The sequence below is a fragment of the Paraburkholderia antibiotica genome (assembly GCF_012927125.1).
Classification (GTDB): domain Bacteria; phylum Pseudomonadota; class Gammaproteobacteria; order Burkholderiales; family Burkholderiaceae; genus Paraburkholderia; species Paraburkholderia antibiotica.
This window is the reverse complement of sequence record NZ_JABBFZ010000025.1, coordinates 38780-62764: the sequence shown is the minus strand read 5'-3', so window position 1 is coordinate 62764 and position 23985 is coordinate 38780. Positions and strand designations below refer to the sequence as shown.

19 protein-coding genes are annotated in these 23985 nt (G+C 63.9%); 11 read left to right on the top strand and 8 right to left on the bottom strand.

The genetic code is table 11. The features are described 5' to 3' along the window. The first annotated feature begins 61 nt into the window (after nt 1-61). The 6 genes from treA (at nt 62) to HHL14_RS28610 (ending at nt 7261) form a co-directional block, all read left to right on the top strand. The gene (gene treA, locus HHL14_RS28635) at nt 62-1807 is read left to right on the top strand and encodes an alpha,alpha-trehalase TreA (protein ID WP_230413246.1); all 1746 of its coding nucleotides are present in this window, start codon (nt 62-64) and stop codon (nt 1805-1807) included. Between the two features lie 678 nt (nt 1808-2485). After that, the gene (locus HHL14_RS28630; protein ID WP_169500965.1) at nt 2486-4324 is read left to right on the top strand and encodes a S10 family serine carboxypeptidase-like protein; all 1839 of its coding nucleotides are present in this window, start codon (nt 2486-2488) and stop codon (nt 4322-4324) included. Between the two features lie 53 nt (nt 4325-4377). Then, complete coding sequence (locus HHL14_RS28625; protein ID WP_169500964.1) at nt 4378-4776, top strand: 2-oxoglutarate dehydrogenase; 399 nt, start codon at nt 4378-4380, stop codon at nt 4774-4776. Nucleotides 4777-5021: 245 nt separating this feature from the next. After that, the gene (locus HHL14_RS28620; RefSeq protein ID WP_169500996.1) at nt 5022-6005 is read left to right on the top strand and encodes an MBL fold metallo-hydrolase; all 984 of its coding nucleotides are present in this window, start codon (nt 5022-5024) and stop codon (nt 6003-6005) included. Further along, complete coding sequence (locus HHL14_RS28615; RefSeq protein WP_169500963.1) at nt 6006-7076, top strand: CobW family GTP-binding protein; 1071 nt, start codon at nt 6006-6008, stop codon at nt 7074-7076. Beyond that, nucleotides 7073-7261, top strand: a complete 189-nt coding sequence (locus HHL14_RS28610) for a GTP-binding protein (RefSeq protein ID WP_169500962.1) — start codon at nt 7073-7075, stop codon at nt 7259-7261. Before HHL14_RS28615 ends, HHL14_RS28610 begins: the two co-directional genes overlap by 4 nt. Nucleotides 7262-7302: 41 nt before the next feature. Here the strand turns inward: HHL14_RS28610 and HHL14_RS28605 are convergent, their stop codons facing one another. From HHL14_RS28605 to HHL14_RS28595, 3 genes are all read right to left on the bottom strand, one after another. Further along, nucleotides 7303-7719, bottom strand: a complete 417-nt coding sequence (locus HHL14_RS28605; protein ID WP_169500961.1) for a VOC family protein — start codon at nt 7717-7719, stop codon at nt 7303-7305. Then, complete coding sequence (locus HHL14_RS28600; protein ID WP_169500960.1) at nt 7716-8252, bottom strand: helix-turn-helix domain-containing protein; 537 nt, start codon at nt 8250-8252, stop codon at nt 7716-7718. Before HHL14_RS28600 ends, HHL14_RS28605 begins: the two co-directional genes overlap by 4 nt. 192 nt (nt 8253-8444) lie before the next feature. Next, complete coding sequence (locus HHL14_RS28595) at nt 8445-9518, bottom strand: AI-2E family transporter (protein ID WP_169500959.1); 1074 nt, start codon at nt 9516-9518, stop codon at nt 8445-8447. 460 nt (nt 9519-9978) lie between these two features. On the opposite strand from HHL14_RS28595, the gene HHL14_RS28590 reads away from it, so the two are divergent. Next, nucleotides 9979-11217 (top strand): hypothetical protein, encoded by a 1239-nt coding sequence (locus HHL14_RS28590; RefSeq protein ID WP_206002569.1) that lies wholly within the window; start codon nt 9979-9981, stop codon nt 11215-11217. Between the two features lie 120 nt (nt 11218-11337). Here HHL14_RS28590 and HHL14_RS28585 read toward each other — a convergent pair whose 3' ends face one another. Together HHL14_RS28585 and HHL14_RS28580 are read right to left on the bottom strand one after the other, a co-directional pair. Next, on the bottom strand, nt 11338-12579 hold the full coding sequence (locus tag HHL14_RS28585) for an NAD(P)/FAD-dependent oxidoreductase (protein ID WP_169500958.1): 1242 nt from the start codon (nt 12577-12579) through the stop codon (nt 11338-11340). Nucleotides 12580-12604: 25 nt separating this feature from the next. Beyond that, the gene (locus HHL14_RS28580) at nt 12605-13390 is read right to left on the bottom strand and encodes an ABC transporter substrate-binding protein (protein ID WP_169500957.1); all 786 of its coding nucleotides are present in this window, start codon (nt 13388-13390) and stop codon (nt 12605-12607) included. Nucleotides 13391-13684: 294 nt separating this feature from the next. Here HHL14_RS28580 and HHL14_RS28575 point away from each other — a divergent pair, with 294 nt between their 5' ends. Next, a complete protein-coding gene (locus HHL14_RS28575; RefSeq protein WP_169500956.1) occupies nt 13685-14668 on the top strand; it encodes an ornithine cyclodeaminase family protein in 984 nt (327 codons plus the stop codon). Nucleotides 14669-14739: 71 nt separating this feature from the next. Next, complete coding sequence (locus HHL14_RS28570) at nt 14740-15384, top strand: helix-turn-helix transcriptional regulator (protein WP_169500955.1); 645 nt, start codon at nt 14740-14742, stop codon at nt 15382-15384. An 88-nt stretch (nt 15385-15472) separates the two neighbouring features. Here HHL14_RS28570 and HHL14_RS28565 read toward each other — a convergent pair whose 3' ends face one another. Then, on the bottom strand, nt 15473-16261 hold the full coding sequence (locus HHL14_RS28565) for a hypothetical protein (protein WP_169500954.1): 789 nt from the start codon (nt 16259-16261) through the stop codon (nt 15473-15475). Between the two features lie 323 nt (nt 16262-16584). Here HHL14_RS28565 and HHL14_RS28560 point away from each other — a divergent pair, with 323 nt between their 5' ends. Then, the gene (locus HHL14_RS28560; RefSeq protein ID WP_169500953.1) at nt 16585-18168 is read left to right on the top strand and encodes a phospholipase D family protein; all 1584 of its coding nucleotides are present in this window, start codon (nt 16585-16587) and stop codon (nt 18166-18168) included. Nucleotides 18169-18293: 125 nt separating this feature from the next. Here the strand turns inward: HHL14_RS28560 and HHL14_RS28555 are convergent, their stop codons facing one another. Next, nucleotides 18294-18848 (bottom strand): hypothetical protein, encoded by a 555-nt coding sequence (locus tag HHL14_RS28555; protein ID WP_407945317.1) that lies wholly within the window; start codon nt 18846-18848, stop codon nt 18294-18296. 277 nt (nt 18849-19125) lie between these two features. After that, a complete protein-coding gene (locus HHL14_RS28550) occupies nt 19126-19509 on the bottom strand; it encodes an SHOCT domain-containing protein (RefSeq protein ID WP_169500952.1) in 384 nt (127 codons plus the stop codon). A 983-nt stretch (nt 19510-20492) separates the two neighbouring features. On the opposite strand from HHL14_RS28550, the gene HHL14_RS28545 reads away from it, so the two are divergent. After that, entirely contained in the window at nt 20493-23858 is a 3366-nt protein-coding gene (locus HHL14_RS28545) for an ATP-binding protein (RefSeq protein WP_169500951.1), read from the top strand. Nucleotides 23859-23985 lie beyond the last annotated feature (127 nt).

The following is a 23985-nucleotide window of genomic DNA, read 5'->3' as shown; positions in this document are numbered from 1 at the left end:
GAGACGGCATCGAATGGCAAGCGAAGAGACCAGTGCAATGCCCATCCACCTTGGAGGCACCATGAGCATCCTGTCACTGTCTCGCAGCGACGCGGCGGCGTCGAACAACAACGCGTCATTCGGCGCCGCACCGCTTCGCGCGCTTTACGCATTGACGCCACGCTTCTCTCTTTCGCGAAGTCACGAAAGTCACGAAACGCGCTCGATGCGCCGGCATTCGCGAATCGCGCTGAGCGCGACCTGTATCGCCACGCTCGTCTTCGCGTCCGCGAGTTGTCTCGCCGATACTCAGGTCGGCGCGCCGCTGCCGCCCGCGCCCGACATCCTGTACGGCGATCTGTTCGTCGCCGTGCAGACCGCGCAGATCTTCGACGATCAGAAGACCTTCGTCGACTCGACACCCAACGGCGACCCCGCAACCATCGTGCAGTTGTACGAATCACAAAAGAATCAGCCGAATTTTTCGCTGAAGACCTTCGTGAACCAGTACTTCACGCCGCCGCCCGATCAAAGCATCACGCCGCCGCCCAACCAGAGCCTGCGCGATCATATCGACTGGCTGTGGTCCGGGCTCACGCGCACGACCACCAGCGCACCCGACTACAGTTCGCTAATCCCGTTGCCCAAACCGTATGTAGTGCCCGGCGGCCGCTTTCGCGAAGGCTACTACTGGGACACCTACTTCACGATGCTCGGGCTGCAGGAGTCGGGCCACGAAGATCTCGTCGACGACATGCTCGACAACTTCGCGTACCTGATCAATACCTTCGGCCATATTCCGAACGGCAATCGCACCTATTATCTGAGTCGCTCGCAGCCGCCGTTCTATTCGTACATGGTCGAACTCGCCGCGCAGAAAGAAGGCAATACGGTTTATCAGAAGTACCTGCCTGCGCTGCGCAAGGAACACGCGTACTGGATGCAAGGCGCCGGCAGCACGCCGCGCGGCGGCGCGACACGCAACGTGGTCGTGCTGAAAGACGGCACGGTGCTGAACCGTTACTGGGACGAGCTGGACACGCCGCGCAACGAATCGTATCTCGAGGACGTGCAGACCGCGCAGCAGGCAAGCGGGCGGCCGGCCAACGAGGTCTATCGCGATCTGCGCGCGACGGCCGAAAGCGGTTGGGATTTCAGCTCGCGCTGGTTCGGCGACAACCAGACCCTCGCGACCGTGCGCACCACGTCGATCATTCCGGTCGATCTGAACAGCCTGCTATTCCATCTCGAGACGACGATCGCACGCGGCTGCGCCCTCACGCGCGACTTCGGCTGCGTCGCGCAGTTCATCGGCTATGCGACGAAGCGCGCGGAGGGCATCAACCGCTATCTGTGGAATAGCAAGGGCTATTACGGTGATTACGACTGGCAACTCGGACGCGCACGCGACAACCAGACGCCGGCGATGCTGTATCCGCTGATGGCCGGCGTGGCCTGGCCCGATCGTGCGTGGAAGACGGCTCAGACCGTGCAGAACGTGCTGCTCAAGGACGGCGGACTCACGACGTCGACCTACAACACCACGCAGCAATGGGATGCGCCAAACGGTTGGGCGCCGCTGCACTGGATCGCGATTCAGGGACTCAAGCGCTATGGACGCGCCGATCTCGCGAAGCCGATCGGCACGCGCTTTCTCGCGGACGTCGAGAACGTCTACAAGACGCAGCAGAAGCTGGTCGAGAAATATGTGGTTGAAGGAGCGGGAGAAGGCGGTGGCGGCGGCGGCGAATATCCGTTGCAGGACGGCTTCGGCTGGACCAATGGCGTGACGCTGATGCTGCTCGATCTGTACGGCAACGGGCAGTGACGGCACCGAGCCGGCTTGCGGCAGATGAATCGCCACAAGCCGGCTCGACAGGATCGCCGGCTTCTCACGCTTCAAAAAACATCCCGGCACTTTACGCTCCGCCATCCACTTTAAATCCTTAATTTTCTTCAATTATCGCCGGTTAAATTTACCATTCTCACGATTAATCGTAGCGGAAATAATTCCGAAAAACATCTCAGAAACATTGCCGCACGCATTCCATTATTTAATGCACTTCGGATAAACAGCACACAAGCCCATCCAGCAGCGCCCACCAGCGGGGCCCGCGTCCCTGCTGCACCGCAAGGCCACGTCGACTCGCTTCGCCCCCCGCCGCGCTCGAATCGCATAATCAATCGGCGATCCTTGACAAAACGCCATCTCACCACCTATTTTCCTTTTTGCTGTAAGCATCGGAAAGATTCAATTTTAAATCCCTCTTGAAATGTCGATCTAAATCGGCAGGGAATTTCTTTGGCCATTCAAAAATCTTTTATCGAAAGTTATTAGAAATTTCATCGAAAGTATTTTGAATTAATAATCGACAGAAAGAATCGGCAGAAAGCTGTCCATGCAACCGCGGCGTGTCCCCGAGTGCGGTGCGGACTATTCAATCCCCAGCGCGCGCGACTCGCAAAAGCGGCCTTTGTGCAGGTGTATCCATCACCAGGGAATGAGATGAAACCAGACAGAAGGACTACTGACGATGGCGATGTCCGTCGTCAAGGCCGGCTCGCCGTGCTCGGCATGCTGACACTGGGAATCATGGTGCTCGCGGGCTGTGGCGGAAGCGAGGGCGGTTCCTCGGCTTCGGCGGTGCCGACCAGCATGGCGCAGCAGGTCGCCAATCAGGCCCAGGCCGCATCCACGCCTCAGACACCCTCCGCCAATCAGCCCTACACCGATCTGATCGCCTATTCGACGAATGCGAGCGGCGGTCTTGCCGCGTCGCAAGTCACGGAGAAAGCGGCCGTCATGCATTATCAGTGGAGCTCGGGCAGCACCACGGTCAACTACACCACAACCACTGGCCACCTGACCGCGATGGATCTGAAGAGCGGCGCACCCGAAGCGACGATGTCCTACGTCGCCTACACCGCGCCCAGCACGAACGGCACGCCGCGTCCCGTCACGTTCGTCTATAACGGCGGGCCCGGCTCCTCGTCGATCTGGCTGCGCCTCGGCTCGTTTGCGCCGACCCGCGTCGCCACGACCGATCCGCAACTCAACGGCACGAGCTGGCCGAATTTTCCGCTGGTGAACAACACCGAGAGCCTGATCGACACGACCGACCTCGTCTTCATCGATCCGCCGGGAACGGGTCTTTCCGAAGCAGTCCTGCCGAACACGAACCAGACCTACTGGAACACCGATGCGGACGCGAACATCATGCGCGACTTCATCGTGCGCTATCTGAACGTCAACGCGCGCAGCAGTTCGCCGATCTATCTGTACGGTGAATCGTACGGCACGCCTCGCACCGACATTCTGGCGCTCGCGCTCGAATCCGCCGGCGTGCATCTGACCGGCATCACGCTGCAATCGTCGATCCTGAACTACTTCGCGGACGCGATCGAGGCGGTGGCCATCACCGGCTCGACCGATCAGCTCGCGCTCGAGACCGACACGCTGAGCGGCTACATGCCGGGCTATGCGGCAGTGGCGGCCTACTACAACCAGGTCTCGCCACCACCCGTGAATCAGGCGCTTTACGCGCTACGCAGCGAAGCGTTCGTGACCGCCAACTACAACCTGTTCAAGAATTATTCGTTGTACTGGACACTGAGCCAGCTCGGCGCGCCGAATTTCGCGGGGCCGCCGAACTTCCCGCCCACGTGGCTCGAGCGAGTCTGGTCCGCCGAATCGGGCCTGACGCTGCCGGCGCTCCAGGGCTATTTCAACGTGAATCCGTTCAACCTGACGCTGGTGCTGGGCTCGACTATCGGCCGCTACGACGGACGCGTGTCGTTGCCGAACTCGGACCCGCGCCTGCAGACCGACGGCGACCCATCGGATATCCTGATCTCGCAGCCGTTCACCAACGCATTGGCCACGCAGATGCCGGACTATCTCGGCTACACGGCGCCGAACGCGACGTATATGCCGTTGAACGACGCGATCATCGAGGTGTGGGATTTCTCGCACGGCGGCCAGCCGTTGCCTGACACGATTCCCGATCTGCTCGGCGCGCTCAAGCTGAATCCGCAACTCAAGGTGCTGGCGGAAAACGGCTTCCACGATCTCGCCACGCCGTTCTTCAATACCGAGAAGCAGCTCGCGCGGCTCAAGACCGTTCAGGGTCTCAATCCGAACCTGCAGGTGAACTTCTTCCAGGGCGGGCATATGATTTATCTGGACGACGTTGCACGCCCGCAGATGAAAACGGACCTCGCGAACTTCTATCGCGGCAAGCCGATCGCAGGCGCACTGACGCTCGCGACGCTGCCGCAGCCCTGGGCTGACGAAGCGCCGGCGGGAACGCCGACGAGCGAAGCGGTCGCCGCGGCCGCCCCCTGATCGATAGCGGACTCCGCCCGCGCGGAGTCCTCCGTACACCTACTTAATGGCGAATGATCATGTCCTCAATCGATATCTTGCGACGGGCACTGGCGTTGATCGTCCTCGGTGCGGTCGCTGGCGGCGCGCATGCGTTGCCGCCGCAGCAAGTGGCGCCGGTGACGCTACCCAATGGCGGACACGGCGTCGACGGTCCGTTCTTTCCCCACAATCGCGTGACCGCGGTCGCGCCGACCACCGGTTCGACGCTGCAGCAGCAGGCTCAGCAGCGGGTCGAAAGCAGGCTCGGCGCGAATTCGGTGCTGAGCAGCGGCTCGTCGATTACCAAGGCCCAGGCGCAAAGCAATGGGCTCGGGTATATCGCCAAACACTTCGACGAGATCGACACCGCGCATACCGGTCGCGTGAACCTGAACGACGTCAGGCAGTATTTGCAGCAGCATCAGCAGTGAGGTTTTGTTAGTGCGCTGATTGCCGGATAACGGCCGACCGGGCATTGCGACGACGCGATGCACGGTCGGCCGTTCTGGTTGCCGTGTCTCCTTGCGTGTTCCCCACCGGCTCCGGAAGCCGTTAAAATCCAGGCGTTCACCAGCCCGCCTGCGCATAAGAACCGGGCCTTAACAAGAACCGCAAAAAACTCAGGAGACACCGCCCCATGAGTGATCAGCCGTTTGGACGCTCCCGCCGCGATTTCATGCGTCTTGCCGTGACCGCCGGCACCACCGCCGCATTGCCGTGGATGCAGGACGCGCACGCGCAATCGCCCGCGAACCCGCCAGCCGCCGCAAACACCACGGCAACAACGACAGCCACCACCGCCGGCCCCTCGACCAAAGGCACGCAACTGATCCTGCTCGGCACCAAGGGCGGACCGACGCCGTCCGATCTGCGCGCGGCGCCGGCGAACGTGCTGGTTGTCGACGGTCAGCCGTATGTGGTCGATTGCGGCAACGGCGTTGCGCTGCAGTTGACCAAGGCGGGCATCAAGCTGCCGAATCTCCGCGATATCTTCCTGACCCATCATCATTCCGATCACAACGCCGATCTCGGCAACCTCGTGTTCCTCGCGTGGGCCACCGGCCTGCGCACGCCGGTCAATCTGTACGGGCCACCGCGCATGGCGAAGATGATCGATGACTTCGTCGACATGAACGCGATCGACCTCGACGTGCGCATGCGCGAGGAAGGCCGGCCGGCAATGCGTCCGCTGATCAACGTGCACGAATTCGACGGCCCGCGCCTCGTGATGCAGGACGACCGCGTGCGCGTCACGTCGCTGCTGGTCGATCACTACACGATCAAGCCGGCCTTCGCGTACCGCTTCGAGACGCACGACCGCACCGTCGTGTTCTCCGGCGACACGACCTACTACCCGCCGCTCGCCGAGTTTGCGAAAGGCGCGGACGTACTCGTGCATGAAGTGATGTACCTGCCCGCGCTCGAAAAGCTGATGAAGACCGTCGACAACGCACCGACGCTGCTCGATCACCTGATGAAAAGCCACACGACGACCGAGCAGGTCGGCCGGATCGCTGCGGCGGCTGGCGTGAAGACGCTGGTGCTGAGTCACTTCGTGCCGGGCGGCGACCCCGCGATCACCGACGAGATGTGGGCCGCCGACGCGCGCAAGCATTTCGACGGGCAGATCATCGTCGGCAAAGATCTGCAGGTGATCTGAGTGACGCAGAACGCAACTGCTGCGCACGCCGCGATCCCGGTCACGCTGCTGAGCGGCTTTCTGGGCTCGGGCAAAACTACGCTGCTTAACCGGCTGCTGCCGCAGCCCGCGCTCGGGCGTTGCGCGGTGGTGATCAACGAGCTCGGCGCGATCGGGCTCGATCATCTGTTCGTCGGCACGTCGCGCGACGAAACCGTCGCGCTGCTCGAAAACGGTTGCCTGTGCTGCGGCGTGCGCGACGAACTGGCGTCGACCGTGACCGAGCTGCTGGCGCGCCGTGAGCGCGGCGAGATTCCCGCGTTCGAGCGGATTCTGATCGAGACCACCGGCCTCGCGCGCCCCGGCCCGGTGATATCGCTGCTGCTCGGCGATGCGGCGCTCGAAGGCCGCTTGCAGCTCGATGGCATCGTGACGACCGTCGATGCGAAGCACGGCGCCGCGCAGCTCGCGCGGCACGAGGAATCGCGTCAGCAGGTTGCGGTCGCGGACCGGCTGCTGCTGACGAAGGCGGAGCTAACCGACGACACCGCGCTCGCCGAACTCACGGCGATGCTCGAAACGCTGAACCCGGGCGCACCTCGCATCACGGTGCACAACGGCGAGATCGATGCACAGCGGTTGCTCGGCATCCTGACGCCGCGCACGCTGCGGCCGTGGCTGCGCGCAACGCCTGCGCCACGCAAGTCGCTGATGGGCGGCGCGAGCGCGGCAAGGGCGGCACGCGAGGCCCATCCGGACATCGACAGCTTCTGCCTCAGCTACGCGCAGCCGCTGCCGATAGAAGCCTTCGAAACCGCGCTGACGGTGCTGCTCGGCTATCACGGCGAGCGCATCCTGCGGGTCAAGGGAATCGGCAACTTCATCGGCGAGACGCGGCCGATCGTGTTTCATGGCGTGCAGCAACTGCTGCACGAACCGCTGCGGCTCGACGCGTGGCCCGACGACGATCGCACCACGCGGCTCGTCTTTATCGTGCAGGGGTTGGCGAGATCAGTGATCGAAGAGACGATCACGCATTTTCTGCGCGAGGCGGGCGTAAGCGACGTCGAGCAACGCGACGCCGCTGCGTGAATACTCGTCAGCACGTCGCGCTCCTCGAAAACGGCTGCCTGTGCTGCGGCGTGCGCGACGAACTGGCGTCGACCGTGACCGAATTGCTGGCGCGCCGCGAGCGCGGCGAGATTCCCGCGTTCGAGCGGATTCTGTTCGACACCACCGGCCTCACGCGCCCCGGTTCAGATGAGTGCTTCGAATGAATGCTTCGGATGCCTGGTCGCTTCGACGCCCTTGTCTGCGCTCACTTCGCGGCGGGCGCTGCCTGAATCATCTTCCAGCCGTTGCCGGCCGGATCGCGAAACCCGGCGTCGACGCTGCCGAATCGATCCACCGGCCCCTGCGTAAACTCGACACCGCGCGCCTTCAGTTGCTCGTAGCTCGCGCGGCAATCGGCCACCGACAGCACCAGCGGCGGCATCGCTCCCTTCGCGACCATCGCGCGCAGCGTTCGCGCGGTCGCCTCGTCGTGAACCGGTGGCCCCGGTACGAAGAGGCCTAGCTGGAACGACGGCTGCTCCGGATGCTGGACCGTGAGCCAGCGGTACGAACCGTTGCGCACGTCCGTGTGCACGCGAAATCCGAGTTTGTCGACGTAGAACGCGAGCGCTTCATCCTGATTGTCGACGTACAGGCCAACGACATTGATACCCTGATTCATGACACCTCCCTGGTTGAGGGCTCGACTGTATCGTCGGCCGCGCGGCGGCGCTTCTCCAAAACTGCGATCGTCAGATCGGGCCGTTGCGCGGCTTTCAGCACGCAGGCGGGCACGCGCTCGGGTTCGGACAGATGGGTGCGCGCGTCGATGCGCATCTCGCCCGGACTACGGCCGGTGATGTCGCGAAAGATTCGCCCGAACGTGCCGAGGCTCTCCCAGCCGGTCGCGAAGGCGATGTCCGTGATGCCGAGATCGGTGTCGCGCAATAGCGTGGTGGCCTGCTCGATCCGGCGCGTCAACAGATAGCGATGCGGCGGCACGCCGAAGGCCCGCTTGAACGAGCGCGCGAAATGCGCTGCCGACACGCCGCTGACTTCGGCCAGACGCCGCACCGGCCAGGCCTCGTGCGACGCCGCGTCCATCCGGTCTTTCGCACGCAGCAGGCGACGCAGCAACGCCGGATCTTCGAGCGCGGCGAGGTCTGCCTGCGCGGGCGACGGTTGGGCGAAGTGTCGGGGTTCGCGGCGAGGCATGGGTTCGGAGGATCGGGTCGTCGGGGTGGCGCGTGCAATAGCCCGGGCGGTGAGCTACGTAGTGTAGGCGCATCGCGCCCGGCAATAGCGGCGGTAACAGCAGCAGCGGTAGCAGCGGCGATAACGGCCCGATGAGCCACCGTTTCAACGCAATCCCACCGCGCCGCCAACCGCCGGCCGCCCTCGCATGCCCTATACCGTCTGCTCGCTCTTGCCGTAACTGAGCTGCCCGTTCTTCGACAGCAGCACCGCGACTGGCCGTGTCATTTCGAACTCGGAAAAGATGATCGTCATGATGACCGTGATCGGCACCGCCAGAAACGCGCCCGGCACGCCCCACAGCGCGGACCACACTGCCATGCTCGCGAGAATCGCAAACGGGCTCAGGTTCAGCGAGTTGCCCATCATGTACGGATCGAGGATGTTGCCGATCACGAAGTGGATCGCGGTCAGCGACACCAGCACTACCAGGATCGAATTGACGTCGCCGAATTGCAGCACCGACATCAGCACCGGGAACGCGATCGCGAGCACCGAGCCGATGTACGGCACGTAGTTGAGCAGCGCGGTCAGCACCGCCCACAGCCCGGCGAATTCGAGGCCGACGCTGCGCATCGCGAGCCAGCAGATGCCGCCGAGCAGTACGCCGAGAAAGGTCTTCAGCGCGAGATAGGCGCCGATGCGCCGGTTGATGTCGGTAACGACGCCGCGGATCCGCGCGGCGTTGGCCGAATTCGCCGACATGCGGTTCAGCTTCTCGCCGAACGTGCTGCGCTCGACGAGCAGAAAGCTCGCATACAGGATCACCACGAAAACATTGATGATGACCGACGACATCGACGCGAGCATGCCGGTCACGAGCGACTGAATGTTCAGCTGCGTGAGCATGTTCCGCCGCAACGAGTCCCAGGTCGGCTCGCTCTCCAGATGCAGCAGCGTCGCGATCTTCTGGATCATCGCGAGTACCGAATCCTGATAGCGCGGCGCGAGCGCGACGAGCGCGTCGTAGTTCGCGACCAGCATGTCGACCGCGAAGAAGATCGCAGCCGCGATCAGAAACATCGACAACCCATAGCGCAGCTGCGCGGGCAGTCGGTTGCCGACGATCGGAATGCGCGCCAGCAGGCGTGTGAAGTCGACGACCACATACACCGCGATCACGCCGAACACGATCGGCACGAACACCGCGCGCCCGATATACAGCACCCAGCCCACAATCAGCAGCAGCACCACTACACATACGGACGCCTGCAATCTGTCGGTCATCGGTCAGTGCTCCATTGATCCACAAACAAGTTCGCCTCCGGGCCGCGCCGCCTGACGACACGACGTCGGCGCGGCCGGCGCCCGCCGTACGATCCGCTCACCCAAACGCGGCCGGGCGGGCAGCATCGATCTTCGCACATAACGATGCGCTGCCCCACAAATACGCGACAGATCGAGCCGCGCGGACGCCCACGTCGTTCCCCGAAATGCGCCATCAGAAAGTCGCAAAACGCAGTGATTCATCGGGTCCGTTCGCGACATGCATCTGCTACGCTGAATTGAAAGGTTTCATCTGGTCTGACGTGAATGCTTCGCGCCCGCCAACGCCGCGCGTGGGTGAAGTATTGCCCGCGCTCACGCGGCGCAGCCAGCTGCTGGACGTATCCGCGCGGGATCTGCGCGGGACTTGCGCCCGATACCACCTGCACGTATCCCTCTTAATCACCGCACGGAGTACGAGATGCTGGCACGGCTGGAGTCGCGAATCGTCGTAGTGGGTCTGGTCTTGATGCTCGCCGCTTGCGGTGGCGGTGGTGGCGGCGGCTCGACCTCGGGCACCGGCTCGAACAGCGCGGCCGGTGCGACGACGCCGGCCTCCAGTCCCAGCGGCGCGTCGAGTCCCACGCCAGCCTCAAGCCCGACCGCGACGACGCCGACGCTCGCGGCCGCGACGCCGATCATCGACGGCACCACGCTCGGCGACAGCAACTGGCCCGACGGCGTCACCGCGACGGGCGGCACCGGCTCACCGGTCAGCGGTCTGAACTGCGGGTTGCGCAGCACCGCCTACACCTACGCGCATCTGTCGATCTATCAGAACGGCAAACTGCTCTCGCTGCCGAACAACATCGGCATGGTCGAGCCGACCATGGCCGCGCCGACCGGCTGCGCCTATCCGATCCATACGGTCGATGCGAGCGGCAAGATCCACATGGACTCGACAACCGGCGCGTCGTACACGCTCGGCGAGTTCTTCGCGATCTGGGGCGAGACGCTGAACGCGTCGAACGTGGCGGGACTGACCGGCTCGCCGATCGCGATCTACGTGAACGACGGCGGCGCGCTCACGCAATACACGGGCGACCCCGCCAGCCTCGTGCTGACGCCGCATTCCGAAATCACGATCATGATCGGCACGCCGCTCACTCAGGTGCCGACCTATACGTGGACCGATCCGCCGCCGTTCAACCCGACCCCGATCACGCTGGTCTACGGCGGCGTCGTGGGCACGACCGGGTTCTGGCCCGACGGCAGCACGTCGACGGGCGGCACCGGCTCGCCGGTCGACGGCCTGACCTGCGCGCCGAACATGACCGTGCTGTATCACGTGCATGCGCACCTCGCGATCATCAACAATGGCCAGTGGCTCGCGCTGCCGCAGCAGGTCGGCATCCTGTCGCAATGCACGTATGAAATGCACACTCACGATCACACCGGCATCATTCATATCGAAGCGCCGAGCGAAAAGACCTACACGCTCGGCGATTTCTTCGATATCTGGGGCGAGCCGCTGACGAACACGAACGTCGCCGGCATTACGGGGAACGTGGTCGCCTATATCAACGACAACGGCGACTCGCGCCGCTACATGGGCGACATCCGCAACATCGAGCTGACGTCGTTACGCGACATCACGCTGCAGATTGGCACGCCGCCGGTCAGCACGCTGGCGACGTACTCGTGGTACGAACCGCAGTGAGCGCGGTGGATGTGGAACGAGGAGTGTCGAAGGTAGATAGCAAGTTGCGCCGCCGCTTGAACCATGCCGCGACGCAGCTAATGCGGCTCATGCGGCTCATGCGGCTGACGCCCCCGCCGTCTAGCCGAACCGCTCCGGCCGGAACGGATGCGGATCGATGAACGGCGTTGCGCCCGTCATCATGTCCGCGAGCAGGCGGCCGCTCACGGGCCCGAGCGTGAGCCCGTGATGGTTGTGGCCAAACGAGAACCATAGCCCGCGATGCCGCGGCGCCCGCCCGATCACCGGCCGCATGTCCGGCGTACACGGCCGCAGTCCGAGCCATGGTGCGTCGTCCAGCCGTTCGCCGAGCCCGAACAGCGGAGCAGCGATCCGTTCGGCGCGTTGAAGCTGGATACCGGTCGGCGCGGCCTCGCGGCGCGCGATCTCGACGCCGGTGGTCAACCGCAAACCCGCCCGCATCGGCGCGATCACATAGCCTTCCTCGGTATCGACGACCGGCACGCTCAGCGGCGTGCGCGCGGCCCGATAGTGCATGTGGTAGCCGCGCTTCGCGCGCAACGGAATGCGATAGCCGAGCGGCGCGAACACCGTGTCGGACCACGGCCCGAGCGCCACCACCGCTTCCTTCGCGCTGATCTCGCCCGCGCTGGTCCGCACGGTCCATGCGTCGCCGTGCGCGCGCAGTGTCGCGGCGTCGCCGGTCAGCAGGGTGCCGCCGCCCTGTTCGAACAGACGCGCGTAGCCCTTCGTCAGCGCGCCGGGATCGGCGATGCTCTTCGGGTCCTGCCAATGCAGCGCGCCGCAGAAACCGGCGCCGAGCGCGGGTTCGCGCGCGCGCAGCGCGGCCGCGTCGAGCGGCGTCACACGCAGGCCGTGTTCGCGCACGGCCGCTTCGGCGCTGCGGATCTGATGATCGAGCTCGCTTTGGGTGCGAAACGCCTCGATCCAGCCGCCATCGTGCGCGAGGTCCTGCAGACCCGCGCGCGCGATCAGCACATCGTGTTCGGCGACACTGCCGCGAATCAACGGCAGCATGTCGCGCGCCGCCGCGGCCAGCCGCTCGGGCGACGACTCCCACCAGAAGCGGCCGAGCCAGCCGGCAAACGCGGGCAGCGCCTTGTAGTCCCAGTAGAGATCGGTCGACTGGTTGCGCGCGTAGCGCAGCAGCGTGCCAAGTCGGCGCGGAAAACCGTACGGCACGATCGACGAACTTTCGATCAACCCCGCGTTGCCGAAACTGGTTTCCTCGCCCGGCCCGCGCCGGTCGACGAGCGCGACGCGACGGCCGCGCTCCTGCAGATGCAGCGCGGCCGATACGCCGACGATCCCGGCTCCCACTACGATGACGTCGAAATCCATAGACTGGCTGCCCGGCTGATACCGCTTACTTCGCGATGATGTCGCGCTTGAAATACTTGATCGACAGATTGCTCAGCGTGCCGTCCTTCTTCAGCGCGTCGAGCGCGGTGTCGATCTTCTTCGCGAGTTCCTTGTCACCCTTGCGCAGACCGAAGCCGGTGCCCTCGCCAAGCGTGGCCGGATCTTTCAGCGGCTCGCCGGCGATCACGTAGTCGCGCCCGGCCGGCTTGTCGAGGAAGCCTTCCTGCGCGGTCTGCGCTTCCTGCACCGCCGCGTCGAGACGGCCCGCAGTCAGGTCCGCGTAGACCTGATCCTGGTCCTGATACGACACCACCGTCACGCCCGCATTCGCCCAGTGCGCCTTCAGGAAGTCTTCCTGCGACGAACCCTGCAGCACGCCGACGCGCTTGCCCTGCAGGCTCTTCACGTCGGGCAGCAGCGGCGAGCCACGCTTGACCACCATCACGATCGGCACCACGTAGATCGCCGGCGTGAATTCGATGCTCTGCTTGCGCTTCGCGGTGATGTTCATCGCCGAGTTGATCACGTCGAACTTGCGCGCCTCGAGCGCCGGAATCAGCCCGTCGAACGAATTCTCGACCCACACGCACTTCACGCCCAGCTTCGCGCAGACCGCATTGCCGACGTCGACGTCGAAGCCCACCAACTGACCGCTCGCCGACTTGCTCTCGAACGGAGGATACGACGCCTCGATGCCGAAGCGCAGGGTGCCGGTATCGGCATGGGCCGCGCCGCTCAGGCTGACGACGGCGGCGGCGAGGCAAACGGAGAGCGTGTGCTTGAAGGTCATGATGAGTCCGGGCGTGAGAGAGAACGTTGAGGACGTGGGCGAAACGTCGGTAGCGGCGTCGATGTAAGCGGTCGGCAAGGTCGCGAAAAAAGGGGCCGGTTGAAACAGCGCGAGGCGGGCGCGGCGTCGATCGTATCGGACGTCGCACTGCCGCTGTTCTGGATGAGAAGTCTATTCTGGACCTGAAGAATTGCAAGACTTTTCAAAAAAATTATCCAGACTAGACTTTAATTTTAGAATTACAGTCATGCTGAACTCTTGCCGGCGTGCCGGCCTCGACCTGGAAAAGACCCTATGAGCACCCACCCCACCCCGTTTATCGTCCAGCAGGACGCCGTGCGCGACGCGCTGCCGGCTCTCGACGTGCGCCGCGCACTGTCCGCCATGTTCCGCGCGCTGCACGAGCAACTGGCGGTGCAACCGCCGCAGAGCCTGACGCTGTTTCCCGCCGACGCCGGCGACTTCATCACCTATCTCGGCGCGAGCGCCGATGCGAAGGTGTTCGGCGCGAAGCTGTCGCCGTACATCGTCACCGGCGCGAAGCCGATCATCACCGCGTGGACCGCGCTGATGTCGATGGAAACCGGCCAGCCGTTGATGTGGTGCGACGCGGGCCTGTTGACCGTCGAGCGCACGGCGGGCGCCACCGCGCTCGCGGTCGAGCATCTGGCCGCGCCCGGCGCGCGCCGGCTGGCGATCGTCGGTGCGGGCGCGGTCGGCCAGGCGCATCTGCGCCAGATCGCGCCGTTGCGGGCATGGGAATCGATCCAGGTGTTCGCGCCGGGCCTCGCCGTGGCCAGCGACGACAACGCCGCGCAACGCGCCGCCATCGCCGCACTGGACCCGCGCGTCACCATCAGCGCGACGCTCGAAGACTGCGTGCGCGATGCCGACGTGATCGCGCTGTGCACGTCGTCGGGTCAGCCGGTGCTCGCCGACGGCATGCTGACGAAGCCCGCGCTGATCACGTCGATCAGCACCAACGTCGCGAACGCACACGAAGTGCCGCCTGCGTGGCTGCCCGCGATGGACGTGTATTGCGACTACCGCCGCACCACGCCCGCGAGCGCCGGCGAAATGAAGCTCGCCGCCGAGGCGCACGGCTGGTCCGCGCAAAACGTGGTCGCCGATTTGGCCGAACTCGTGAGCGGCACCGCGAAACTGCCGTCGTACGAACGCCATGCGTTCTTCCGCTCGATCGGCCTCGGCCTCGAAGACATCGCGATCGCTTACGAGCTGTACCGGCATCTGAGCGCCCGCAACGGCATGGCAAAATAGCATCGCTCACCGGCCGGCCGTGCAGCCCGCAAAATCCGCTCGCCGCCGGCCACGAACCCGCACCCCACTTCATGCGCAAGACCAAAACCTCGCCGGCGCGCCGGCTGCTGCTCGACCGCTATGGCCGCGTCGCCGACGGTATCGCGCTGCTGTTTTTTCCGTACGTCGAAGTCGTGATTCACGATCTGCAGAGCCAGACGGTCGCGTACATCGCGAACAATCTGTCGAAACGCGAGCTGGGCGACGAATCGGCGCTCGAAGAGATCGATCATGTGGCCGAACCGGGCACGATCGGTCCGTACGAGAAGATCAACTGGGACGGCCGGCGCATGCGCTGCGTGAGCACCGTGCTGTTCGACGACGCAGGCGCGGCCGTCGGCGTGATGTGCATCAACTACAACATCGCGGTGTTCGACGAGGTGAAGAACGTGATCGACCGCGTGATTTCCGGCGTGGGCGTCGTCAAGCAGCCGGAGGCGTTGTTCAAGGACGACTGGCAGGAGCGCATCAACACGTTCCTGCACGCGTGGCTGCAGGAGCGGCAACTCGCGCTCAACTCGCTGACACGCGATCACCGCCGCGAGATCGTCGCCGCGCTATGGGAAGAAGGCGCGTTTCACGGCAAGAGCGCGGCGAACTATGTGGCGAACGTGCTCGGCATGGGACGCGCAACCGTTTATCAGCACATCCGCGATCTGCGCGACGCCGTGCAATAGCGGCGCTTTCGCTTTCAGCAACGCGCTCGCGTCGCAGCACAGCGCACCGCACCACGTCGGCCGCGCGCCTACAAAAACTTTGCGGCGCTTAGCGCGGCGTGCCCGAATGACCGATGCCGCCCGGCCGCCGCGGCGCGATGCCCGTCGCCGCGCGCGGCGCTGCGTTCGCGACGAGGATCATCGAGGCACCCGCGAGCCCGCTCGACACATGCTTGAGCGCATGACCGGCGATCACGTGATGCGTGAGCTCCCATATCTGCCAGTCGAGGCTTTCGAAAATCTTCGCGACGCCATAGAAGACGATTACGAGCGTCCACGCGAACACGCCGTCCACCTTGCGCGTCAACGTCATGCCGATGATGAACGCGAGGCCGCCGAACTGCAGGATCGCGTACGGCCACAGGCTGTTGAACACGAGCCAGTAGCCGACCGTCGCGGGCGACACGACGGCGAGTATCAGCATTTGCGGCCAGCCGACGCGCTCGCCGGTCCACGAGGTCCACAGCATCGCGAGAATGCCGGCGAATACGATCGTCATCGGCAGGCGGTCCCAGACGAGCGTCGCGTCGGTCGGCGCCATGTGGTAATACGCCGAGCCGAACGCGGTCAGCACCAGCCCGAACGCGGCGACCACCATGCCGGGAAATTGCGCCGGCTGATTCGACGCATGCCGACGCACCCAGCCCAGCGCCAGCAGACCCGCAATCAGAATCACGAAGTTCGACAGCACGTCGGACGCATTGTGCAGCGAGCCGAGCGAGCGTTCGTCGGCGAAGTGGTGATAGGAAGCCGCTTGCGCCAGCGGCCGGATCAGCTGCAACACTGAGCCCACCACGAACAGCAGCACACTACCCAGCAGCAGGCGGGAAATCTTCACGTTGCTCGACTCCGGAGGGACAGAAACGCTCATCATGGACGCCATCGACGCCGGCACGAATCCGATCGACTCGTCACATCGGATCAATCCAAAGCCCGGGTTGGTCCCCGTTCGAATTCGCGCGGCCTGCCCGTATCATCGGACAAAGCGGTGTGTGCAACAAGAGCCGCACGCACCGGTCGGCCGGCGGCCATAGTATTCTGCCTACACCTTGCAAGGCGGCATGCAAGGGTTCAGCAAGCCGTATCGATGCGATGTTTGCGCGACGTTTCGATGGTAGAACCAGCCCGGGTCGCGACGACCCAAAGGAACCCCTGCACTCCATGCAAGCGCAGAAACACTCCCTGTCCTTCCCGCGGCGGTGCCGGATCGGCACGCTGTCCGCGCTGCTGTGCGCGAGCCTGCTGGCCGGGTGCGCGCTGCCGTCGCTCGAGAATCGCCCCGAGTCGCACGCGTTGACGCCCGCGGTGGCGGCCACCACCGACCTCGGCCGCGCGGTCGCCCCCGAGCTTGCCGCGCATGCGGGCCTCGCCGGCATCTATCCGCTATCGGATGCGCATGTCGCGTTCGCCGCGCGCATGGACCTGATCCGCTCGGCTCAACGCACCATCGATATCCAGTACTACATCTGGCGCAACGATCTGACCGGCACGCTGCTGCTCGAACAGCTTCACGAAGCCGCCGATCGCGGCGTGCGCGTGCGGCTGCTGCTCGACGATCTCGGCATCCCGTCTTCGCTCGACCCGACGCTTGCCGCGCTCGACGCGCATCCGAACATCGAAGTACGGCTGTTCAATCCGTTCGTCGTGCGCAGCCCGAAAGCGCTCGGCTTTCTGACCGACTTTCCGCGCGCCAACCGGCGCATGCACAACAAATCGCTGACCGCCGACGGCACCGCGACGATTCTCGGCGGCCGCAACATCGGCGACGAGTATTTCGACGCCACCGACGGCGTCGTGTTCGCGGACCTCGACGTACTCGCGGTCGGACCGGCCGCAGCCGACGTCTCGCGCGATTTCGACCGTTATTGGGCGAGCGCGTCGGCCTATCCGATCGAGCGCATTCTCCCGCATGAAAGCGTCGACCATCTGGCTGCGCTCGAGCGCCGGGCGCGGGCAATCAGCCAGGACCCGGCGGCGGCCGCCTATCGGGAGGCGCTGCGCGGACCGCACGTTGTGCAGAAAATGCTCGACGACACGTTACCGTTCGACTGGGCCAAAACGGAGATGGTCAGCGACGACCCCGCGAAAGGCCTCAACAACGCGCCGCCCGAAGCGCTGATTCCTCATCAGATGCGCGAGGTGATCGGTGAGCCGCGCAAGGAACTCGATCTGGTGTCGCCGTATTTCGTGCCGGCGCGCGCCGGCACGCAGTATCTGACCGATCTCGCGGCGAAGGGCGTTGACGTGCGCGTACTGACGAATGCGCTCGAAGCGACCGACGTGGTCGCCGTGCACTCGGGCTATATGAAGCGGCGCGTCGAACTGCTGCAAAACGGCGTGCATCTGTACGAATTGCGGCGTGTGCCGGGCAGCGCGTACAAGAAAGAGCAGTCGCCGGGACCGTTCGGCAGTTCGGGCTCGAGTCTGCATGCGAAGACGTTCGTCGTCGACTCGCAACGGGTGTTCGTCGGCTCGTTCAATTTCGATCCGCGCTCCAAGCATCTGAATACCGAGCTGGGCCTCGTGATCGACAGCCCCGACCTCGCGACCCAGGTCGATCGCAAGTTCCTCGCGCTACTGCCCAAGGTCGCGTACTCGGTGCATCTCGACGAAAACGGCAAGCTGTATTGGATCGAGCGTAATGGCGACGTCGAGATCCGTCACGACACCGAACCCAATACGACGTGGTATGGGCGACTCGGTGTGTGGATGCTGTCGATTCTGCCGATCGAATCGTTGCTATAGCAACGGATGGTGCGGCTGGGTGTGGTGCCGTCAGGCGAAGGCTGCTTCGGTGGGCCTCGCTATGCGTCTAGCTTGACTGAACGCTTTGCTGGCTAGAGGTTTCAGAAGCAGGCTCAGAAGCAGCTTCAGAAGCGGCGCAGATCGCGATCGCGCAACGGATCGGGCGTGCGCAACGTTTCGCGCAACACGCCGTCGGTGTCGAACGAAAAATTGAACAGCAGCGGGGTGATGTTGTTTTCGACGTAGCGGTACGACCAGACCTCGCGTTGCGTCCGGCGGAAAAACGCCGTGTCCACGGGGCGGCCGAAATTGATCAGGACGTCGTCGCGCGTCCATTTGCCGATTTCCGCGCGATTGAATTCGCTCAACTGCAACACCTGACGCACGTTGACGATCTTGCCGGACGCGTCGATGTCGGCGGCGACGGTGGTCGAGCCCATCGGCTGGGTCGGCCACATCAGACGACGGCCACCGTCGGGCAGGTTATACACTTCGCGCGGCGGCCCCAGACGGGCGACGATCGCTGACTGATCCTGCCCGGCCTGGAATTGCTGCCACGGCTGCGCGCACGCGCCGAGCATCAGCGCCGCCATACATGCAAGCGCCGCGCGGCGTACGGTCAGCGACACGCGGGTGACCCGCTCGGCGGAATCGGGAACGTGGGCTGCGCGGATCGACATGAATTTCCCCCAGTACCTTTTCGTTCGGTCGCGCGATGCGTGTGAATCGCGCTCACCCTGCCGTGCGAATGGCGCGGGCTCGAGGTCCCGCCGCACCGCGTTGATACCATCCTGGCGCATGGTCCGTTTCGACGCTGCGCTTCAACCGCGCGCTTCAACCTCATGCTTCAACATTACTTCGACGTTACGCTTTCAACGCCGCAGCCAGCGATGAACCGAACGCACACCTCACCTCCGCGCTGCGTTCGCCGCTGGCCGCGATGAAACTGCGCTGCGCTTATTCCATCAGCTTTGCGCGCAGACGCGTGTACTCGTCGGCGGAAATCGAACCGGACGCCTTCAGCTTGTCGAGCTTTTCCAGTTCGTCGGCGACACTGAAGCCCACCACGTGGCGCAGATCGTCGCGCACCTGTTTAGCCCGCGCCTGATTGCGCTCCGCCATGCCGCGATGCTGCGTGAGCAGATACGCGAAGATGCCGATATACGGCAGGATGATCAGGAAAATCACCCAAAGCACTTTGCCCCATCCCGACACGTCATGACGGCGGAACAGGTCGCTCGACACGGTAATGAATAGCCAGAACCACAGAATAAAGATGAAGATGGAAAAGGCGTCGGCCAGAAAATTCGTGAATGTGAAACCGTCATTAAAAAAAAGCATTCTTGTTCTCCAGTCATTCCGGTTGCAATTGAAAGGCTTAACAGTTTTCGATCTATGGTTGCCCGCTATGAATAGTGTATGCGTCTGCATAGCAGCGCTGAAAATTTACCATGAGCGCATGTCGATTGCGCACCAGAATTCGTAGCGACGATATAAAAGACGCGCATAAACCACAGCAAATCGCTTCAAGCGACAAACCGAATAATTCAGCGTGTATTCCATCTCGCCTCCTCGCGTCGCGCGCGCTCGCTGATCGATACGATCTTTTCAGATTTATAGCTTAACCGGCCCCAATAGCGCGAGCACTTTTTGAGGATTCCGTTCGATCGCGAATTCGGATTCATGGCACAAAAAACACCGGCAATCGACACTTATGCAGCGACAGGATAAATCGCAAGGAAGTGCTTGCGATGCCGCCATCGAATGACGACGTGCCGGCCCAGGTCTTCGCCGGATCTTGCGGCTCCCATCTGCCGGCCGGATACGCTCAGTCCGCTTTTGTAATCTGGACCGACTCGCGTCGCTTGCCGCCGGACCTGCGCATCGCGATTCCCTGCGCGCAGCCTTTCACCCACCGAGCATCACCGTCATGCGCATCGAATTGCGCGGCGATTTCGCGCGGCGGATTCTTCGAGGATCGTGTCGCGCGGGACCAACGGTATTGAGCCGCGCCACGTCCACTTCGCAGCGCGTGAACGCAGGCATGCAGCGGTTGAACGAAACGCACTGACGGCCACTTATTACCGGATTTTTGAGCGCCCACAAACACCCACAAAAGGCATATTTGCACGCATGTATCGCACATAATTTGATTTTTCTCAAATCAAAAAACTATCAAATCGTACTTGTCCTATTTAATGGGGTGAAATCATCTGGTCAACTCGCCTTACCGGGAAATCGAAAAAGTCGGCGCGCTACAGCTTGCTTTTTAACGCTTCATTTACACGCACACGCGCCCGTCTGTAGACCGTACCGGTATCGTCATGTCGTCCATCTCTTCTTACAACGTCCTGAATCAATTGCGCCGCTACAAGCGGCTGCTCGTGTTCGGCGGCGGCGTAGTGACGACCCTGATGATGCTGATCGCGTTCACGCTCGCGATGCTCTCGGCGGTGCGCGCACACGTGGCCACCGAGCGCCAGGACTTCGTCGTTTATCACGACCGGGTCATGGAGCAGATCCGCGCGGGCGAAGCATCGTTCCGTATCGGGCTCGTGGGCTCGGAGCTGGCCTGGTCGACCGGTGCGAAGGGCAATCAGGCACTCGTCGACGAGTTCCGCAAGCAGGATGGCGAGGTCCTGCTTCAGCCGACACCGACCGAAACGCAACAGCGCCTGTTCGCGATCAACGCCAACACGCTGCCGGACGAGACGCTGCGCCGCTATCTGGCCCTTGCGAAGCAGTTAAGCCACTCTCACACCGTGCATTCGCTCGCGCGCGGGCGACAACTGCCCGGTTACTTCTACGGCATCGATTACAACATTGCCGGCATCATGCCTTCACCGCTGTCCGACGCGCCGTGGCCGGCCACCGCCACGGCGGCCGATCGCGAACGGCTGATGGCCGCGCTCGCCGACGGTCTCGGCAACCTCGCCGCCAACCATCCGGGGCCGGACAGCCAGACGCATCGGCAACTGTTCTGGGTTCCGCCCGCCATCAGCCCACTGACCGGCAAGCCGACAATCCGTCTCGTCGCGCCGCTGCTGCACAACGACGTGCCATTCGCGATGGTCGTCACCGAATACGAACCCGACTTCCTCACTGCGCCGCTTGCGGCCGACGCGCGCTTCGGTGGCATCTATATGATCGTCGCCGGCAACGGCACCATCGTCGACAGCACGATCCCGCTCGCGCGCGATGCGGCGCTCATCGACTCGCAGCGCGCGCTGGCCATGAAGACGACGCTCGGCGAATCGTGGCATCACGGCGTCCTGACGATCGTCAGCCCGCTCGGCGACACCGGCTGGACGCTCGTGCATACCTGCACGTGGCACGAAATCATCGCCGGCATCGGGCTGCGACTCGGACTCGGCGCGGCAATGACGCTGCTGATGCTGATCGCCGCGTGGACCTTCCTGATGTCGTTCAGAAAGCGCGTGTTTCGTCCCGCGCTCGATCGCTCGCAACGCCTGTTCGAAAGCGAACAGCTGAGCCGCACGCTGATCGAAACCGCGCCGGTCGGGCTCGGGCTGATCGCGCTGAAGGACGGCATGCCGCTATTGCGCAGCCCGACCATGGTCAACACCGCGCGGCGCGTCGTCGTGCCGGCGCCGACGCTGTCGGCGGAGCTGGCCGCGCGCTATCGTTCGCGCGCGCAAAACGGCGAGCACCACGACGAGGTGCTTCAGGAAGAGATGTCGCTGCCCACCCGCGACAGCGATTCGATCGACCTCGCCGTCAGCGCCACACCGTCACGCTATCAGGGCGAGGACGTGCTGGTGGTCTCGTTCACCGACGTGACCGCGCACAAGCGCCTCGAACAGAATCTGCGCGAAGCACGCGAAGCCGCCGACCTGGCCAACGCCGCGAAGTCCGCGTTTCTGGCCGCGATGAGCCATGAGATCCGCACGCCGTTGAACGCGGTGCTCGGTAATCTCGAACTGCTCGCGCAATCGTCGCTGGACCCGCTGCAACACGACCGGCTCGCGACGATCCGCGCGTCGTCGGAGGGGCTGCTCGGCATCATCAGCGACGTACTCGACTTCTCGAAGATCGAAGCCGGCGAGATGACGCTCGAAGACATCGAGTTCGACGCGCTCGAAGTCGTCACGCGCTCGCTGACCATGTTCGCGCCGAGCGCCCAGGCGAAGGACCTGCAGCTCGTCGCGAACCTCGGCGTCGCCGTGTCGCAGCCGATGCGCGGCGACCCGACGCGGCTCGGTCAGGTGATCAACAACCTGCTGTCGAATGCGATCAAGTTCACCGAGCGCGGCGAGGTGAAGCTGCGCGTCTCGGTGCCCGATATGTCGATTCCCGAGGGGCTCAACCTGCAGATCGAGGTCGAGGACACCGGCATCGGCATGAGCGCGCGGCAGCAGGCCGCGATCTTCCAGCCGTTCAGCCAGGCGGACAGATCGATCAATCGCCGCTTCGGTGGCACGGGTCTGGGCCTCGCGCTGTGCGCGCGGCTCACGCAGGCAATGGGCGGCCAGATCACGATGCGCAGCGAGCCCGGCAGTGGTAGCTGCTTCACCGTGCGCGTACCGCTCGGCGAGCCGCAGGCCGCTCCCGAGATGCCGCAATTCGCCGCTGAAATGGTCACGCTGGTGGCGGCCAGCGAAGCTTCGCATGCGTATGCAGCGAGCGCGCTGCACGCGTGGGGACTCACGGTCAACGCGTATCAGCACCCGGTGCAGGTCGATACCGCAACGCTCGAGCGCAGCCGTACGCTCATCCTGCTCGGCGGCCGCGAGACATGGCATGCGGACGACGAGAACCGGCTGATCGAAGGTGCATCGTGGGTGATCGATTGCAGTGCTGACGGTCCGCTGCATCCGGTCGCAACGGGCCGGCTCGTGCGGGTGTCGGACTACAGTCTCGCGGCGCTCGCGCAGGCGTTGCAGCACACACTTCGCAACCTGCCACTCGCGCTGACGATCGAGCCGCCGCGCCTGCTGCCGCGCCGGCTCAGGGTGCTCGTCGCCGAGGACAACACGACCAACCGCCGCCTGTTTGAAGAGCAGTTCGCGATGCTCGGCTGCGACGCGACGGTCGTCGAAGATGGCGCGCGCGCGCTCGCATGGCTATCGCGCGAAACCTTCGACGTACTCGTAACCGATCTGTCGATGCCGGTGATAGACGGCTACGCGCTCGCGCGTAAGGTTCGCCAGCGCTGGCCGCGCATGCCGGTGATCGCGGCGACCGCATCGGTCACGCCGGAAGAGCGTGAACGCTGCGAAGCAGCGGGAGTCGCACGGATGATCACGAAGCCGTTGTCGCTTGCGCGTTTGCGGACGACCGTCGCCGAAGTCACCGGCCTCGCTATTGCGGGGACGCCGCTGCCCTCGCCCGTCGATAACGCAGCGGGGCGCCCAGTCAGCGCGGACGGCTCGGAAGAACTACTCGGCGGCCGGCCGCTATCGCCCGCGCTGCGACAAACCTTCCTGGATTCGTTCGATGCGTCGCTCGCCGCCATTGCTACCGCTCAACGCAATAACGATACGACGCGCGTGCTCGCAGAACTGCATTCGCTGGTCGGCGCGCTCGGTGTATTCCGGCGACATGCACTCGTCGAACATTGCACCGCGCTCGAAATCCGCATCAAGCGAACGGGGCTAGCCAGTGTCGGTGACCTGGACATTGCCACCCATCTGCGCGACATGCATGAGGATGAGCTGACTCAGGACTAACGCCGCGGCGTTGGACCTCATGATTGGTCCTTGCGGAGCAATCGACGCAAGTCAGCGTTATTTGACGAGATTTAGTGGGAACAGCGTGATTGGGCGCGAGGAAAGCAGCGCCAGCTCGACAGACACA

What these genes read in the sequence shown, in the direction of transcription:
- treA (WP_230413246.1), top strand. Translation starts at nt 62, where the DNA reads ATGAGCATCCTGTCACTGTCTCGCAGCGACGCGGCGGCGTCGAACAAC.
- HHL14_RS28630 (WP_169500965.1), top strand. Translation starts at nt 2,486, where the DNA reads ATGAAACCAGACAGAAGGACTACTGACGATGGCGATGTCCGTCGTCAA.
- HHL14_RS28625 (WP_169500964.1), top strand. Translation starts at nt 4,378, where the DNA reads ATGATCATGTCCTCAATCGATATCTTGCGACGGGCACTGGCGTTGATC.
- HHL14_RS28620 (WP_169500996.1), top strand. Translation starts at nt 5,022, where the DNA reads ATGCGTCTTGCCGTGACCGCCGGCACCACCGCCGCATTGCCGTGGATG.
- HHL14_RS28605 (WP_169500961.1), bottom strand. Translation starts at nt 7,719, where the DNA reads ATGAATCAGGGTATCAATGTCGTTGGCCTGTACGTCGACAATCAGGAT.
- HHL14_RS28600 (WP_169500960.1), bottom strand. Translation starts at nt 8,252, where the DNA reads ATGCCTCGCCGCGAACCCCGACACTTCGCCCAACCGTCGCCCGCGCAG.
- HHL14_RS28595 (WP_169500959.1), bottom strand. Translation starts at nt 9,518, where the DNA reads ATGACCGACAGATTGCAGGCGTCCGTATGTGTAGTGGTGCTGCTGCTG.
- HHL14_RS28590 (WP_206002569.1), top strand. Translation starts at nt 9,979, where the DNA reads ATGCTGGCACGGCTGGAGTCGCGAATCGTCGTAGTGGGTCTGGTCTTG.
- HHL14_RS28585 (WP_169500958.1), bottom strand. Translation starts at nt 12,579, where the DNA reads ATGGATTTCGACGTCATCGTAGTGGGAGCCGGGATCGTCGGCGTATCG.
- HHL14_RS28580 (WP_169500957.1), bottom strand. Translation starts at nt 13,390, where the DNA reads ATGACCTTCAAGCACACGCTCTCCGTTTGCCTCGCCGCCGCCGTCGTC.
- HHL14_RS28575 (WP_169500956.1), top strand. Translation starts at nt 13,685, where the DNA reads ATGAGCACCCACCCCACCCCGTTTATCGTCCAGCAGGACGCCGTGCGC.
- HHL14_RS28570 (WP_169500955.1), top strand. Translation starts at nt 14,740, where the DNA reads ATGCGCAAGACCAAAACCTCGCCGGCGCGCCGGCTGCTGCTCGACCGC.
- HHL14_RS28560 (WP_169500953.1), top strand. Translation starts at nt 16,585, where the DNA reads ATGCAAGCGCAGAAACACTCCCTGTCCTTCCCGCGGCGGTGCCGGATC.
- HHL14_RS28555 (WP_407945317.1), bottom strand. Translation starts at nt 18,848, where the DNA reads ATGTCGATCCGCGCAGCCCACGTTCCCGATTCCGCCGAGCGGGTCACC.
- HHL14_RS28550 (WP_169500952.1), bottom strand. Translation starts at nt 19,509, where the DNA reads ATGCTTTTTTTTAATGACGGTTTCACATTCACGAATTTTCTGGCCGAC.
- HHL14_RS28545 (WP_169500951.1), top strand. Translation starts at nt 20,493, where the DNA reads ATGTCGTCCATCTCTTCTTACAACGTCCTGAATCAATTGCGCCGCTAC.